Here is a 14,950-nt window from a genome sequence, read left to right as displayed (position 1 = left end):
TCGAATAACCCGAGGCAACATGATGACTAACGGCGCGTTGAAACTGGACCGGATCGATCTGAGGATTTTGTGTCACCTGCAGCAGAATAGCCGCATTACCAATGTAATCCTGGCCGACGCCGTCGGCCTCTCGCCCAGTCCCTGCCTGATCCGTGTCAAGCGTCTGGAGAAAGCCGGCTACATCAGCGGCTACGGCGCTTATATCCGTCTGGAGAAACTGGCCGACGTCCAGATCGTGTTCACCGAGGTGACGCTGTCGGACCATCGGCGCGAAGACTTCGCCAAGTTCGAAGCCACCATCCGCAACGTCGATGAAATCATCGAATGCCATCTGGTCAGCGGTGGCTATGACTACCTGCTCAAGTTCATGACCCGCAGCGTGGTGCACTACCAGAGCGTGATCGAATCGCTGCTGGAACAGAACCTGCGCATCGAGAAGTATTTCAGCTACATCGTCATCAAGTCGCCCTTCATCAAGCATCACTATCCGCTGGAAAAATTCATCCAGACCTGAGCCCCATGGGCTGGCCACCGCCGGCCGGTACCGTGCGGTGGCAGCCTGGCACGCCCTGCATGTGGCGGCTGCGCTGTCTGCACCGTTTTTCGGTACGTTTTGCTGGCCTTTATCCTCGCCTTTTTTCTGCCCTTTTTTCTGTACAGACGATCGCGGACCCTCCTGATCGTTTTTGCACACCCCCTGTCAATTTCCGCACAGCAAGCCTTTTCCAGCGCGGCAAGCCCTCGGCCTCATCTTTACATTTATGCCCTCCGCGATGGCCGGATTGCGGCATCTCCATCCAATCTCCACAAATTCCCCAGAAAAACACGACTATTGGTCAGCAAACTCCCCTTTACTTTTGTAAAGACGTGCCGTTAACCTTCGGGTGCGCTGACGAAGGGTCAGTTTCTCAAATTACAAGAACATCACGTTTGCTTAGGGGTCAACATGGCAACTTCCACGGGGACGATCTCGACATCGGCCGGTCCGCTTGACGTTTCGACGCTGGTCAACCAGCTCATCGCGGTCGAGAGCAAGTCCAAGCTCACACCGCTGAAGACCAAGGAAAGCGGCTTCAATACGCTCATTTCCGCGTATGGCTCGCTGAAGAATGCGCTGACCAGCTATCAAAGCGCCCTGAAGGTCATGACGGCCGCCAGCTTCAGTGCGCAGAAGACCACCGTGTCCAATGCCGGCACCGGCACCAGCCTGACCACCGATCCGTTCACGGCAGAAGCCAACAGCGACGACTCGACCAAGGTCCTGGCACAGAAGTTGAAATCCGGTGGCTATGCCAGCGGCACCACCTTCAATGCCGGCGACTCGATCGCCATCAAGATCGGCACCAACTCGCCCACCTTCATCACGCTGCAGGCCAATGCCACCCTGGCGGGTCTGCGCGACACCATCAATGCCTCCAAGGCCGGGGTGACGGCCTCCATCGTCACCGATGGCAGCGGCGACCATCTCGTCCTGGAATCCAATACCGGCGGCACGGCCAACACCATCAAGGTCACGGCCAACAATTCGCTGTCCGGGCTGAGCTACGACCCCAGCGTGTCGGGCTCGGTAACGCAGATTCAGGCCCCGCGCGATGCCACCAAGGCCGCCGCCGGCAAGTACAGCATCGGCGTGAGCCAGCTGGCGCAGGCGGTCAAGGTCAGCTCGGCCGGCATCGTGCCCGGCACCACCTTCGACAATGGCGTGCTGGCCATCAAGACCGGCAATGGCTCGACCACACTGATCCAGCCCAAGACCAATACCCTGGCCGGTGTGCGTGACGCCATCAACGCCAGCGATGCGGGCGTCAATGCGGCCATCGTCAGCGACGGCACCAACGACCACCTGGTGCTCACCGCCAAGGACAGCGGCGCGGCCAACAGCCTGCGGGTCAGCGGCACCGGCAATTTCGCGGTGTTCAACTTCGATCCCAGCGGCACCGTCACCACCACGGGCGTAGCGACCAACCAGACTTACAGCAGCGGCAGCCTGGCGCTGCAGGTCGGCAGCAAGTCCTTCACCATCACCCCGACCGATCTCGACAACAGCGGTGCCATCGGCCTGAACGACGTGATGAAGGCCATCAACGATGCCAATACCGGCGTGACCGCCAGCATCAGCAACGACGGCAGCAATGACCATCTGGTGCTCACGCCGGCCGGCACGGATCCGATCAAGCTGGTCGGCAGCAATGACTATGCCAACCTGTCCGGCAGCAGCATGGGGCAATTGGCCAAGGCGCAGGATGCCAAGCTGACCATCGATGGCGTGGCGGTGACCAGCACCACCAACAAGGTCAGCAATGCGATTTCGGGCGTGACGCTGAACCTGGCGAAGGTGACGACGGCGGCGGACAATTTCTCGCTGTCCATCGCCAATGACAACAGCGGCCTGTCGACGGCGGCCAACAGTTTCGTGACGGCCTACAACAACCTGGCCAAGGCCGTGACCAACCTCACCAAGCAGACCCCGTCCACCACCAAGGGCCAGGCCAGCACCGGCTCGCCGCTGGCAGCGGAATCTTCCGTGCTGAACATGATGACGCAGATCCGCGGCACCATGCTGGGCGCACTGGGCGACGATGGCGGCATGAACCTGTCGCAGGTGGGGATCTCGTTCCAGAAGGATGGCACGCTGGCGCTGGATGCGACCAAGCTGACGACGGCCGGCAACAAGGATTTCGACGCGGTCGCCAAGCTCTTCACCGGGACCTCCGGCGTAGTGCCCAAGCTGCAGAAGCTGATGGACAGCATCCTGGGCGACAGCGGCACGCTGGCCACCAAGACCAAGGGCCTGCAGGACAGCCTCAAGACCGTGACCGACCAGCAGACCGCGGCCAATGATCGGCTGCAAACCCTGAAGGACAACTACACCAACCAGTTCAACCGGCTCAACGTCACGCTGGCGACGATGCAGTCGCGGCAGAGCTATCTGACCCAGCAGCTGGCGAAGTTGTCCAAGTCGTCGTGATGAGAACGGCCGCGCCGAATGGCGTGGCAGAGGAGGCGGTGACACCGGGTTGCGCGTCACCGCTGCATCGAATAAATCCCAGGTTGCTCCGCTTTATCCGAAGCCCAATGGAAAAACCCCGCTGCAAGCGGGGTTCGTCGTTAAACTCTCGTGTGTCCTCGGGGGGAAGCTTGCGCTAACAGATCCCGTGGCTCGCGTGGCGACTATAGGGGTTAACGGGTGCAATGTCAATTCAGGCACAGATAGCGGAAATTCACCGGGCGCTCTCGCCCGCGCGCATCTCGACCTACGCGGCGGCCACCCACTGCCACGGCCCCGACGACCCTGCCGCACTCAATCTCTACCTGTGGAACGCGCAGGTCTCCGCTGCCTTCCTGACACCCCTGCACTTGTGTGAAGTCGTGCTGCGCAATGCGGTGGACGACGCCCTTGGTGCCAAATACGGCGCTGCGTGGCCATGGGCCTTCGCCTTTGAACAAAGCTTGCCCGCCAGTTCGATCGCGTATGGTGCGCGCCATGATTTGGCCAAGGCCCGGGCAGGCCTACCGATCGGGCAGACGGGCAAAGTGATTGCGGAACTCAAGTTCGTCTTCTGGCAGCGCATGTTCGCCGCAAGGCATGATGGACGACTATGGAATCCTCACCTGCGGCGCGTCTTCCCGTATCTCGATCCGCGCCGCTCCGTGGCACAACACCGCAAGGCCATCCATGACGCACTTGAAACGATCCGACAATTGCGTAACCGCATCGCCCATCACGAGCCGATATTCCACCGTACGCTGGATGCCGAGTATCAATTGATCGGTCAACTGATCGCTTGGCGTTCGCCACAGACCTTCCGCTGGATGCATCAGCACCAGCAAATCACTACCTGGCTGGCCGCCCGTCCATAAGCGGCGCGGTATCGTTATACTGGCTACCTGCCCCATGACGACAACAAGCACGTTACAGCGTGCATACCAGGAATGGAGACTCAGTGACCACCCTCAACTACCTCGATGACTTCCAGCCCGGCCAGGTATTTCGCTCGCCGGGCACGCTCACCGTGAGCGCCGAAGAGATCAAGCAGTTCGCCCAACAGTACGATCCCCAGCCCTTCCACCTCGACGACGCTGCTGCACCGCAGACCTTCTTCCGCGGCCTGGCCGCCAGTGGCTGGCATACCGCCGCGCTGACCATGCGCCTGCTGGTCGATACCCTGCACATCCAGGGCGGCATCATCGGTGCCGGCTTCGATGAATTCCGCTGGCCGCGTCCGACCCGTCCCGGCGATGTGCTGCGTCTGGAAGCCGAAGTGCTGGGCATCAAGACTTCGCAATCCAAGCCGCAGCAGGGATTCCTCAACCATCGCGTGACGACTTACAACCAGCACGACGAAGCCGTGCTCATCATGACCGGCAACCTGCTGGTACCGCGCCGCAGCCCGGGCTGATCGCTTACGCGGCGTCGGGCTGTTGCGCCGGATGCGCCTGCTCGAAAGCGGGCAGCGTGTTGCAGGCGGCCTCGATGGCGCACAGCGTCGGGTAAGGCGCCATGTCCACTTCGAAACGGCGCGCATTGAAGATCTGCGGAATCAGGAAGCAATCGGCCATGGTCGGTGCATCGCCTACGCAGAAGTGGCCACGGGTAGTATCGGCCGCCAGTTGCTGTTCCAGCGCGGTGAAACCGAGCTTGATCCAGTGCTGGATCCAGGCCGTCTTCTGCGCCTCATCCACCGCCAGCGCGTGCTTGAGATAACGCAGCACGCGCAGGTTGTTCAGCGGATGGATTTCACAGGCGATGGCCAGCGACAGTTCGCGAATATGCGCACGCGCAAAGGCATCGCCCGGCAACAGGGAGGGCGTCGGATAGCGCTCTTCCAGATACTCCAGCATCGCCATCGATTGCGTGAGCAGCTTGCCCTGGTCGGCCAGTACCGGCACCAGCGCATGCGGATTCAACTGCGTGAAGGCGGGCAGCAATTGCTCGCCGCCCTGGTTCAAAAGATGCACGGCCGCCGTTTCATAAGGCACGCCTTTGAGATTCAGGGCGATGCGCACGCGATACGAGGCCGAGCTGCGGAAATAGCTGTAGAGGGTAGTCATGCGCTTGCTTCCTTCAGGAAAGACAATCGGATCAGGCCAGGCTGCGGGCAGGCAACACGGTGCCGGCCGCTTCACCGAAACCGATAGTGGGCAAGCCATCGCGACGAGCCACTGCGCGCAGGATGATGGTATCGCCATCTTCCAGGAAGACGCGCTTCTCGCCATTGGCCAGGGTCAGCGGGGTCTTGCCGCCACCGCTCAGTTCCAGCAGCGAACCGGCCTGGTCCGGTGCCGGACCCGACAAGGTACCCGACCCGAAGAAATCGCCCGGACGCAAGTTGCAGCCATTGACGGTATGGTGCGTGACCAGCTGCGCCACGGTCCAGTAGGCATCCCGATAGTTGCCCAGCGAGAGCCGTTGCGGCGCACTGCCCGCTTCATGCATGGCAGCGGTCTGGATCAGCACTTCCAGTTCGATGTCAAAGGCGCCGCTCTCGCGCAGGGTCGGCGCATCCAGGTAAGGCAGCGGCTGCGGGTCCTCCGCCGGACGCGTCCATCCGCAACGGTACGGGGCCAGCGCTTCCAGCGTGACGATCCAGGGCGAGATGGTGGAAGCAAAGCTCTTCGACAGGAAGGGGCCCAGCGGCTGGTATTCCCAGGCCTGCACATCGCGTGCGGACCAGTCGTTCAGGAGACAAAGTCCAAACACCTTGTCCTCGGCCTGCGCCATCGGGACCGGCTCGCCCAGTGCATTGCCGCCACCGATGAAGATGCCGAGTTCCAGTTCATAGTCCAGGCGCTTGCAGGGACCGAAGCTGGGCAAATCCGCATCGGGTGCTTTGGTCTGCCCGACCGGACGACGGAACTGCTGGCCCGAGATCGCGATGGAAGAAGCACGGCCGTGATAACCGATGGGCACCCACTTGTAGTTGGGCAACAGCGGATTATCCGGACGGAACAGCTTCCCTATCGTGGTGGCGTGGTGGATCGATGTGTAGAAGTCGGTGTAGTCGCCGATCACGGCCGGTACATCGTATTCGGCCTGGGCTTGCGGCACCAGGCAGGCGGCCAGTTCGGACTGATGCGCCGAACCGCTGCGCAGCAGGCGCGACAATGCCAGGCGCAGTGCCGACCAGGCAGCCGGCGTGAGCGCCATCAGGGCATTGAGGCTGCTGCCGCTGCAGGCGGCATGGGCTGCCGTGCGCGTGGCTTCATCGAAGCCCGAGAAGGCGCCGGCTGACTGGGCGGCCGGCAGGTCCAGAATCTGGTCGCCGATGGCAACGCCCGCGCGGTACGCTTCTTCACTGCCGCCGCGGCGAAACACGCCGTAAGGCAGGTTCTGGATCGGGAAGCTGCAGTTTTCTGCATTTGCGCTCTGGACCCAGCTACGCAGCGAGGTGTCATGGGTTTCGTTCAGTGTCAGGCTAGGCAGGCTCATGCGCGCTCCGGGTTGAAGTTCTTCTGGATGCCCAGCCAGCAGTCCTGGTAATCGCGCTGCAAGGTCGGCGCGGACAGGGCGTGACGGGTCGGGCAAAGGATGTTGCGGGTCTCGAACATGAAGGCCATGGTGTGGTCGACCTTGTTCGGGGTGCTGGTATCGATGCGGCTGGCTTTCTCGAAGGTGGCCGCGTCCGGTCCGTGACCGCTCATGCAATTATGCAGGCTGCCGCCGCCGGGCACAAAGCCGCCGCCTTCCTTGGCATCGTACTGGCCGGTGATCAGGCCCATGTATTCGCTGGCCACGTTGCGGTGGAACCAGGGCGGACGGAAGGTATTTTCAGCAGCCAGCCAGCGCGGCGGGAAGATCACGAAGTCGATCGTATCCACGCCGGGCGTATCGCTCTGCGACTGCAGCACCAGGAAGATCGAGGGATCGGGATGGTCGTAGCTGATCGAACCGATGGTGTTGAAGTGGCGCAGGTCGTACTTGTAGGGAACATAGTTGCCATGCCAGGCCACCACATCCAGCGGCGAATGGCCGATCTTCGCCTGCCACAGATGGCCGCCGAATTTGGCGATGAGCTGGAAGTCGCCCTCGCGGTCTTCGTACCAGGCGTGCGGCGTGGCGAAATCGCGCGGATTGGCCAGGCCGTTGGAACCCAGCGGACCGAGATCAGGCAGGCGCAGCAGCGCGCCGAAATTCTCACAGATGTAGCCGCGTGCCTCGCCATCCGGCAGGCGCACCTGGAAGCGCAGGCCACGCGGAATGACGGCGATCTCCTGCGGCTCGATATCGATCACGCCCAGCTCGGTACGCAATTGCAGGCGGCCCAGCTGCGGCACGATCAGCAGTTCGCCATCGGCCGAATAGAAGAAGCGATCGGTCATCGAGCAATTGGCGGCATACAAGTGAATGGCGCAACCGCTCTGGGCTTGCGGCGAGCCGTTGCCGGCCATCGTGACCATCCCTTCGATGAAATCGGTGGGCACGGTCGGCATGGGTAGCGGGTCCCAGCGCAACTGGTTGGGCGGCGCTGCGACGTCGTCGAAGTGACTCACCAGCAGGCCGCGTTCCATTGGCTCGAACGGATGATGCACTGCTGCCGGACGGATGCGATAGAGCCACGAGCGACGGTTGTGACCGCGCGGTGCAGTGAAGGCGGTACCGGAAATCTGCTCGGCATACAGGCCATAGGGCGCACGCTGCGGCGAATTCTGGTGCGCGGGAAGCGCACCCGGCAGGGCCTCGGTGGCGAACTCATTGCCGAAGCCGGACTGGTAGCCGCGTGTATGCACGTGATGGCTGACGGAAGAATCGGTGACGGTATTCATGCGGACACTCCTCGGGAAGTACGATGCAGGCGCGCGATGGTCAGCGCCGAAATCAGCGCCGGCACCGCCGCTGCAATGAACAGCGAACCATTGCTCCACTGCAGCGCGATCAGCTGGCCGCCGATGACCGGCCCGACCACCGAGCCGATGCGGCCGATGCCCAGCGCCCAGCCGATGCCGGTGGAACGCAGCGTGGTCGGGTAGAAGGTACCGGCCAGTGCATTGACGGCCGGTTGTCCACCCACGATGCAGAAGCCCGCCACGATCACCGCCAGGAACAGCAGCACCGGCATGGCCGCCACCTTGCCGATCAGTGCAATGGACACGCAGGCCAGCAGGAAGCAGCTGCCCAGTACGCGGGTGAAGCCGAAGCGGTTGATGAAGCGGCCCAAGGTCAGCGTACCGACCACGCCGCCCACTTGCAGCGAGGTCCCGATCAGCACGGCCATGCTGGTGGAATAACCGGCGTCACGAATGAGCGTAGGCAGCCAGTTGGAGAGGAAGTACAGGTTGATCAGGTTCATGAAGCTGATCAACCACAGCAGCACGGTGACAGCCGCGCGGCCATCGCGGAACAGCGCCGCCACCGGCATGCCTTCGGCCTTGCTTTCCTTGACCACGACCTCGGTCTTGTCATCGATGCGGATGGCGGGATCGAGCTTGCGCAGCCAGCGTGCCACCTGGCTGCGCGCACGACGGTGCAGCACCAGGAACTGTATCGATTCCGGCAGCCAGACCAGCATCGCCAGGCCCAGCACCAGCGGCACTGCACCGCCCACCCAGAACACCGCATGCCAGCCGTGCGCCGGGATCAGCGCTGCGCTCACGAATCCGCCGGCCGCAGCACCCACGGTAAAGCCGCAGGAGACCAGCATCATGCGGGTCACGCGTGAGGACGAGGGGCTGTATTCGCCGACCAGCGCCATCGCATTGGGCATGATGCTGCCCAGGCCGAAGCCGGTGATGAAACGCACGATCAGCAACTGATCGATGGTGGTGACCAGCGGCGTGACCAGCATGCAGACCGCAAAGAACAGGGTCGAGGCGATCAGCACCGGACGGCGCCCGTAGCGGTCACCCACCGGGGTGAGCACCAGCGAGCCCAGCAGCATGCCGAACAGGCCGGCACCAAATACCGGTCCCAGGCTGGCCTTGCTCACGCCCCAGTCGGCGATGATGGCCGGGGCCACATAGCCCATGGCCTGCACGTCGAAACCATCGATGATGAGGCACAGGCCGCACAGCAGCAGCAGGCCGAATTGAAAAGTGCCGAACCGGCCCTGCTCCACCACCTGGTCCACATGGACCGTGGGGAGAGCGCCACTTGCGTGGGTACTCATTGTCGTGCTCCTCGTCTGTCTTTACGTTTTTTTAGTTGTGTTGCCTGCCATCCATGGGCCGATGCGGCCGACAATGGCAGATTGCATGGCCGTGTGCGCAGGCGCTGCTGCGCGGCTCTTGATGGTGTTGTCGCGCCGTCACTGTAGTGCAATCGCCCTTCTTTTACGATATAAATACGAAAATACGACCCATTCATTTCATGAATATTGCAGTGCACGCCTATGCCGTACTGCCGAGCTGACCATGGCCCTCATCGAACCGCGCGACATCGATCTCAACCTGCTGGTGGTATTTCAGGAAGTCTTCCAGGAACGCCAGATCTCCTCGGTCGCCCGTCGGCTGGGGCTGTCGCAGCCGGCGGTGTCCAATGCGCTGGCGCGGTTGCGGCGCAGCTTCGGCGATGAGCTGTTCGTGCGTACGGCGCAAGGGATGCAGCCCACGCCTTTTGCGGAACAGCTGGCCGAGCCGGTGGCTGCGGCGCTGCAGCAGGTGGCCCGTGCTCTCAACCTGCAGGAAGGCTTTGCGCCACAGACCAGCGAGCGCCGCTTCACGATTGCCATGACCGATGTGGGCGAGGTGTATTTCATGCCGCGCCTGATCGAAGCCTGTGCCGAAGTCGCGCCGGGCGTGAGCCTGTCGACCGTGCGTGCCGGCGCCATCGACCTGAAGAGTGAAATGGAAGCCGGCCGGGTGGACCTGGCCATCGGCGCGTTCGACAATCTGTCGGAGGCGCTGTACCAGCGGCGATTGTTCCGCCAGGAATACGTGAGCATGTTCCGCATCGGCCATGCCCTGGACAAGCGCGGCGAAGTCAGCCTCAAGGAATTCCTGGCGGCCGAGCACCTGATGGTGTCTTCGCTGGAGAGTCCTTATGATCGCATCAACCAGAATCTGGAGAAGGCGGGCGTGCTGCCCAGCGTGCGCTTCCGGGTGCCGCATTTCACGGCGGTTCCTTACATCGTCAGTACCACGGCGCTGGTGGTGACGGTGCCGCGCAAGCTGGCCGAGAGTGCTGCCGCGCCCTTCGGACTGCGTTACATCAAACCGCCGTTGCGCCTGCCGGCGCTGCAGACCAACATGTTCTGGCATCGCCGCTACAATCAGGACGAGGGCAATGTCTGGCTGCGCAACCTGATCTCGGCGCACTTTGCGGAATGAATCCGGGCAGGACAACGACTGTGGCCGGAAGGCCGGGGAGACAACATGAACATCTACCGCGACTATGACCGCGAGGCGCTGGACGAGCAATACAACGTGCGCCTGCGTATTACGGATTTCCAGGCGTATTTCGACCGCTTTGCGCGCGAGGGAGAAGCAGCGCGGCAAGCGCATCCGCATCTGACCGATGTACCTTACGGAGAGGATGCGCTGCAGACGCTGGATTTCTTTCCCGGGCGCAGCAATGGCCGGCCCCTGCTGGTCTTCATCCACGGCGGCTACTGGCGCTCGCTGGACAAGCACCAGTTCAGCCAGCTGGCCCTGCCCTACCTGGCCCAGGACATCAACGTGGCCCTCATCAATTACCGCCTGGCCCCGCAGGTGCGCATGGGCGACATCGCCGCCGACTGCGGGCGTGCGCTGCGCATGCTGTATGCCAAGGCCGCGGCGCTGCGCTTCGATCCGGATGCGATCTGGCTCATGGGCCACTCGGCCGGTGCCCACCTGGCCGCGCTGATTGCTTCGCTGGGTGCCGCGCCGGTGCGCGGCGTGTGCGGCATCAGCGGGATCTATGATCTGGAACCAGTGCGGCTGTCCTATTTGAACGAAGTGCTGCACCTCTCGCCCTCGGATGCCCAGCAGGCCAGTCCGCAATTGCTCGCCATGCCCAATGGCGTGCAGGCGTTGCTATGTGCGGGCGACGATGAATCGGCGGAATTCCTGCGCCAGCGCGATTTCTATGCGGCCACGCTGCGGCAGTCGGGACATGCGGTGGAAATCTTGCCGCTGCCCGGGCAACATCACCTGAGTGTGGTGGATGTGGCGGCCGATACCGGGAGCAGTTTGACTCGGACCCTGTTGAAGATGATGTTGGGGTAAACGAGCTTGCCGATGTCGCCCCAGCCACGCTACGTCCCGGTGGCTGGATGCTGTAGCGGAGAGACACTGAAGTCAGCTTGCCTTGCCCGGTCGGCGCATCTTGGCTCGAGGCTTTTCCGTAACGGCAATGGGCGCGCGCAGGACCTTCACCGGTTCGGGTGTCAAATCAAACGTCTTGTTGCCTGGGAACGTTGCCGTCAGCACCAATTGACCGCCCAAGCCCCGCACGAAGTCCATGACGCTGCTCACTAGCAGGTCATCACGACTTTCCATCTTCGAAATGGCTGCCTGCTGAATATTCAAACTCGCGGCAAGGCTGGCCTGCGTCACTTGCAGGCTCTTGCGCAATGCCTGCAATTTGATGCAGGTCTGCATGGATTCGGTTCTTGCGTTTGCCTGCACTTGCGCCTCAGGATGCATGCGGGCGCGCAATTCACTAAATTTTTTTGCCATGATCGACTGCCTCCTTGCTCAGTGTGTCGAGATGAACGTCGTAAAGCCTGTCCGCGAGAGGGATGGTGTGCTCGTACCAACGATGGTTTCCGGTCTTGTCTCCGCCAATCAACAGGATCGCATGCCGCAATGGATCAAATGCGTAGAGCACCCGGTAAGGTCTTCCGGCATGCTGGATCCGAAGCTCTCTCATGTGCGCATGCCTGGAACCGAGAATTCCAGAACTGTATGGGTGCCTGAGAGCGGGTCCGTTTTTCTCCAGCAGGCCAACGTAGGCAGCCACGGACGTCTGCTCAGCATCATTGAGCCGATCCCACCAGTCTTCGAATTCATCGGTAAATTCTACCTCGCATTGCATGCTTTATTCCTCTAAAGTTATATTCCACTAAAGGAATTTTTTGAAGATGGCAGGAGAATTTCCGGCAACATGCGCTCCTGGCTTGGTCGGCCAGGTTAACCAGCAAGACTGGCAAATAATTTCCTCAAGGAAAATCCATGGTGGAGCTCGAAGAGTTTTGTGTACGGACAACTACATCACGCCACCCAAAACAACAATAAGAATCATTTTCATCTGAACTATAATACCGGCCTGACCCCCGGTCGCCCCCGCTGCGGCCCGGCAGACAAGACCAACAAGGCGCATGCGCGCCTCTCGCCGCCCTAGTGATACATGTTCAAGAAGATCTGGTTCCAGTTGCACTGGTTCATCGGCATTACTGCCGGCACCCTGTTGATGACCATCGGCGTGACCGGCGCCGTGCTGGCTTTCCGCGAAGAAATCATGGAGGCCCTGAGCCCCGGCGTGATGCATGTGCAAGTGCGCCAGCAGGCCACGCTCACGCCCCAGCAACTGCTGGACAAACTGCGTGAGGCCGAACCGGCCCGGCGCGTCACCACCCTCACCCTCACTTCTGAACCCGGCGCCTCGGCCCGCGTGGTCTTCGCGCCGCCGCCCGGGGTGCGGCGCGGTGAGGTGCGCTATGCCGATCCCTATACCGGCGCGCTGCTGCCGCCGGTGACAGGCGCGGAATTCTTCGAGTTCATCGAGCACTTCCACCGCTGGCTGCTGCTGCCCACCGAGATCGGCAAGATCGTCCTGGGCACGCTGGCACTGGCGCTGCTGATGCTGGCGCTCTCCGGCCTCTACCTGCGCTGGCCGCGCCGCCCGCTGTCGCTGCGCGCCTGGCTGCGGCTGGACTTCCAGTTGCAGGGCCGCTCCTTCCTGTGGAACCTGCACTCGGTCATCGGCACCTGGTCGCTGGTGATGTACGTGCTCTTCTCCATCACCGGCGCCTACTGGGCCCTGGACTGGTTCAAGGACGGTGTCAACACGCTGGCCGGCGAGAGCCGCCGCCCCGCCATGCAGCGCGGCGAGGGCAAGAAGAAACCTGCAAGTGAGGAAGCCATCCCGCTGGAACTGACCCAGGCCTGGAACAGTTTCCTGGCCAAGGCACCGGACTACCAGAGCGCCCAGCTGCGCCTGCCCGAGCAGGGTTCCCAGCCGGTGCAGATCTTCTTCCTCGATCACGGTGCGCCCCATGAGCGCGCCCGCAGCCGCATGGTGGTCTTGCCGCAGAGCGGCGAGATCCGGCAGCTGGAGCGCTACGAAGACAAGAGCAATGGCGGCAAGCTGATCGCGGCCATCTACCCGCTGCACATGGGCACTTACTTCGGCCTGCCGGGCCGCATCATCATGGCCATCGCCAGCCTGATGATGCCGCTCTTCGGCATCACCGGCTGGATGCTCTATCTCGACCGCCGCCGCAAGAAGGCCGCGCTGCGCGCCGAACGTGCCAGCCTCAACGGCACGGCACCCGCTCCCGAAGGCGAACCGGTCCTGGTGGCCTATGCCTCGCAGACCGGCCAGGCCGAGCGCATCGCCCTGCATACCGCTGCCGGCCTGCGCCGCAGCGGCATCGCCGTGCAGCTGCAAGCGCTGGCACAAAGCACGCCGGAGAGCTTGCGCCATCACCGCCGCATCCTCTTCATCGCCAGCACCTTTGGCGAGGGCGATGCGCCCGACAGCGCACGCGGCTTCGAAAAGCGCCTGCGCCAGGCCGCAGGGCAGTCGCTGGCCCACGTGCACTACGCCATCCTGGCGCTGGGCGACCGTCACTACGCGCAGTTCTGCGGCTTCGGCCACACCCTCGACCACGGCCTGCGCCAGTGCGGGGCCAAGCCCCTGTTCCCGCTGGTGGAAGTGGACCGCATGGCCGGCGTGGCGCTGCGCAAATGGGAAACTGAACTGGCTGCCCACGGACTGCAGGCGAATGTGAGCGAACTCCTGCCCACCACTGCACCGGCATGGCAACAATGGAAGCTGACACGACGCGTGCTCAGGAATCCGGGCAGCCAAGGCGCGCCGCTGTATCACGTGGAATTAAAGCCGCAGGACGGCAGCCTGCCCGACTGGCAAGCCGGTGCACTGGTGGAGATCCTGCCGCGCCACGCACCGGATCGTATCGCCCTGCTGCTGCAGCGACTGCAGCTGGATGGCAGCGCCATGGTGAGCCATCAAGGCCGCCAAAAGACGCTGGCCGACGCGCTGGCCTGCAGCGTGCTGCCCACGCATCCCGTACGTGAAGCCCAAGCCTTGGCCGACCAGTTGCAGCCCCTGGCCGCGCGTTCGTACTCGGTGGCCTCGGTGCCACAGGATGGCGCGGTGCACCTGCTGGTGCGCCAGGTCCGGCATGAAGACGGACTGGGACTGGCCTCCGGCTGGCTGACCGAATTTGCACCAGACGATGCCTCCATCGATCTGCGTCTGGTGGAGAACGCCGGTTTCGCCCCGGTCGCTGCCGATACGCCGGCCATCTTCATCGGCAATGGCTCGGGCCTGGCCGGCTTGCGCGGCCATCTGCGCGCACGCATGCAGCACGCAGAAACGCAGTCCCGCAACTGGCTGCTCTTCGGAGAACGTAACGAACGTTACGATTTCCTGTATGCCGATGAATTGCAGGACTGGCTGCAACAGGGCCGCCTGTCACGCCTCGACCTGGCCTTCTCGCGTGACCAGAACGAGCGCCTGTATGTACAGGACCGCCTGCGTCAAGCCGGGCCCGAGCTGCGCCAGTGGCTGGACCAGGGGGCCGTCATCTACGTCTGCGGCAGCCTGGAAGGCATGGCCGCCGGTGTCGATGCCGTCCTCACGGACCTGCTGGGCGAAGCCGGCCTGCATGCCCTGATCGAACAGAATCGCTATCGCCGCGACGTTTACTGATGATTCCCGCCGGATGGATCGTCGATCCATCCGCCTCTCCTCCTGCGGGATGCAACAGCTCCCGCGCCCCCCTGTAGGCAGCTCCCGCTTTCCTTTGTAGGACAGTTCCGATTCGTGCCTGCGGCCGCGCTACGG

13 protein-coding genes are annotated in these 14,950 nt (G+C 62.7%); 7 read left to right on the top strand and 6 right to left on the bottom strand.

Going from position 1 to position 14,950, the window contains the following annotated elements:
• Positions 1-19: 19 nt before the first annotated feature.
• From E2K99_RS05375 to E2K99_RS05360, 4 genes are all read left to right on the top strand, one after another.
• The gene (locus E2K99_RS05375; protein WP_081486017.1) at positions 20-514 is read left to right on the top strand and encodes an Lrp/AsnC family transcriptional regulator; all 495 of its coding nucleotides are present in this window, start codon (positions 20-22) and stop codon (positions 512-514) included.
• A gap of 432 nt (positions 515-946) precedes the next feature.
• Complete coding sequence (fliD, locus tag E2K99_RS05370) at positions 947-2,968, top strand: flagellar filament capping protein FliD (protein ID WP_134221580.1); 2,022 nt, start codon at positions 947-949, stop codon at positions 2,966-2,968.
• Between the two features lie 224 nt (positions 2,969-3,192).
• Positions 3,193-3,861 carry a hypothetical protein gene (locus E2K99_RS25820; protein ID WP_134221579.1) on the top strand — a complete coding sequence of 223 codons (669 nt, stop codon included), beginning with the start codon at positions 3,193-3,195 and terminating at the stop codon, positions 3,859-3,861.
• A gap of 83 nt (positions 3,862-3,944) precedes the next feature.
• Positions 3,945-4,400, top strand: a complete 456-nt coding sequence (locus E2K99_RS05360; protein ID WP_134221578.1) for a MaoC family dehydratase — start codon at positions 3,945-3,947, stop codon at positions 4,398-4,400.
• Positions 4,401-4,404: 4 nt separating this feature from the next.
• Here the strand turns inward: E2K99_RS05360 and maiA are convergent, their stop codons facing one another.
• From maiA to E2K99_RS05340, 4 genes are read right to left on the bottom strand one after another with little or no spacing between them, the layout of a single operon-like run.
• Positions 4,405-5,052 (bottom strand): maleylacetoacetate isomerase, encoded by a 648-nt coding sequence (gene maiA / locus E2K99_RS05355; RefSeq protein WP_134221577.1) that lies wholly within the window; start codon positions 5,050-5,052, stop codon positions 4,405-4,407.
• A gap of 31 nt (positions 5,053-5,083) precedes the next feature.
• Positions 5,084-6,430 (bottom strand): fumarylacetoacetase, encoded by a 1,347-nt coding sequence (gene fahA, locus E2K99_RS05350; protein ID WP_134221576.1) that lies wholly within the window; start codon positions 6,428-6,430, stop codon positions 5,084-5,086.
• On the bottom strand, positions 6,427-7,764 hold the full coding sequence (gene hmgA, locus E2K99_RS05345; RefSeq protein ID WP_134221575.1) for a homogentisate 1,2-dioxygenase: 1,338 nt from the start codon (positions 7,762-7,764) through the stop codon (positions 6,427-6,429). The genes fahA and hmgA overlap by 4 nt, the downstream gene beginning before the upstream one ends.
• On the bottom strand, positions 7,761-9,104 hold the full coding sequence (locus tag E2K99_RS05340) for an MFS transporter (protein WP_134221574.1): 1,344 nt from the start codon (positions 9,102-9,104) through the stop codon (positions 7,761-7,763). The genes hmgA and E2K99_RS05340 overlap by 4 nt, the downstream gene beginning before the upstream one ends.
• A 244-nt stretch (positions 9,105-9,348) precedes the next feature.
• Here E2K99_RS05340 and E2K99_RS05335 point away from each other — a divergent pair, with 244 nt between their 5' ends.
• Positions 9,349-10,263 carry a LysR substrate-binding domain-containing protein gene (locus tag E2K99_RS05335; RefSeq protein ID WP_121044179.1) on the top strand — a complete coding sequence of 305 codons (915 nt, stop codon included), beginning with the start codon at positions 9,349-9,351 and terminating at the stop codon, positions 10,261-10,263.
• Between the two features lie 45 nt (positions 10,264-10,308).
• Entirely contained in the window at positions 10,309-11,142 is an 834-nt protein-coding gene (locus E2K99_RS05330) for an alpha/beta hydrolase (RefSeq protein WP_134221573.1), read from the top strand.
• A gap of 72 nt (positions 11,143-11,214) precedes the next feature.
• Here E2K99_RS05330 and E2K99_RS05325 read toward each other — a convergent pair whose 3' ends face one another.
• Together E2K99_RS05325 and E2K99_RS05320 are read right to left on the bottom strand one after the other, a co-directional pair.
• Positions 11,215-11,595 (bottom strand): helix-turn-helix domain-containing protein, encoded by a 381-nt coding sequence (locus E2K99_RS05325; protein WP_121044185.1) that lies wholly within the window; start codon positions 11,593-11,595, stop codon positions 11,215-11,217.
• Complete coding sequence (locus E2K99_RS05320) at positions 11,579-11,953, bottom strand: type II toxin-antitoxin system RelE/ParE family toxin (RefSeq protein ID WP_134137167.1); 375 nt, start codon at positions 11,951-11,953, stop codon at positions 11,579-11,581. The genes E2K99_RS05325 and E2K99_RS05320 overlap by 17 nt, the downstream gene beginning before the upstream one ends.
• 312 nt (positions 11,954-12,265) lie before the next feature.
• Here E2K99_RS05320 and E2K99_RS05315 point away from each other — a divergent pair, with 312 nt between their 5' ends.
• On the top strand, positions 12,266-14,815 hold the full coding sequence (locus E2K99_RS05315; protein WP_134221572.1) for a PepSY domain-containing protein: 2,550 nt from the start codon (positions 12,266-12,268) through the stop codon (positions 14,813-14,815).
• The last annotated feature ends 135 nt before the right edge of the window (positions 14,816-14,950 follow it).

This window comes from Herbaspirillum huttiense (assembly GCF_004367745.1).
Classification (GTDB): Bacteria; Pseudomonadota; Gammaproteobacteria; order Burkholderiales; family Burkholderiaceae_D; genus Herbaspirillum; species Herbaspirillum huttiense.
This window is presented reverse-complemented; position numbering and strand designations above follow the sequence as displayed.

Bases quoted from the DNA above. Each gene is read 5' to 3' on its own strand.
- E2K99_RS05375 (WP_081486017.1), top strand. From the start codon at position 20: ATGATGACTAACGGCGCGTTGAAACTGGACCGGATCGATCTGAGGATT.
- fliD (WP_134221580.1), top strand. From the start codon at position 947: ATGGCAACTTCCACGGGGACGATCTCGACATCGGCCGGTCCGCTTGAC.
- E2K99_RS25820 (WP_134221579.1), top strand. From the start codon at position 3,193: ATGTCAATTCAGGCACAGATAGCGGAAATTCACCGGGCGCTCTCGCCC.
- maiA (WP_134221577.1), bottom strand. From the start codon at position 5,052: ATGACTACCCTCTACAGCTATTTCCGCAGCTCGGCCTCGTATCGCGTG.
- fahA (WP_134221576.1), bottom strand. From the start codon at position 6,430: ATGAGCCTGCCTAGCCTGACACTGAACGAAACCCATGACACCTCGCTG.
- hmgA (WP_134221575.1), bottom strand. From the start codon at position 7,764: ATGAATACCGTCACCGATTCTTCCGTCAGCCATCACGTGCATACACGC.
- E2K99_RS05340 (WP_134221574.1), bottom strand. From the start codon at position 9,104: ATGAGTACCCACGCAAGTGGCGCTCTCCCCACGGTCCATGTGGACCAG.
- E2K99_RS05335 (WP_121044179.1), top strand. From the start codon at position 9,349: ATGGCCCTCATCGAACCGCGCGACATCGATCTCAACCTGCTGGTGGTA.
- E2K99_RS05330 (WP_134221573.1), top strand. From the start codon at position 10,309: ATGAACATCTACCGCGACTATGACCGCGAGGCGCTGGACGAGCAATAC.
- E2K99_RS05325 (WP_121044185.1), bottom strand. From the start codon at position 11,595: ATGGCAAAAAAATTTAGTGAATTGCGCGCCCGCATGCATCCTGAGGCG.
- E2K99_RS05320 (WP_134137167.1), bottom strand. From the start codon at position 11,953: ATGCAATGCGAGGTAGAATTTACCGATGAATTCGAAGACTGGTGGGAT.
- E2K99_RS05315 (WP_134221572.1), top strand. From the start codon at position 12,266: ATGTTCAAGAAGATCTGGTTCCAGTTGCACTGGTTCATCGGCATTACT.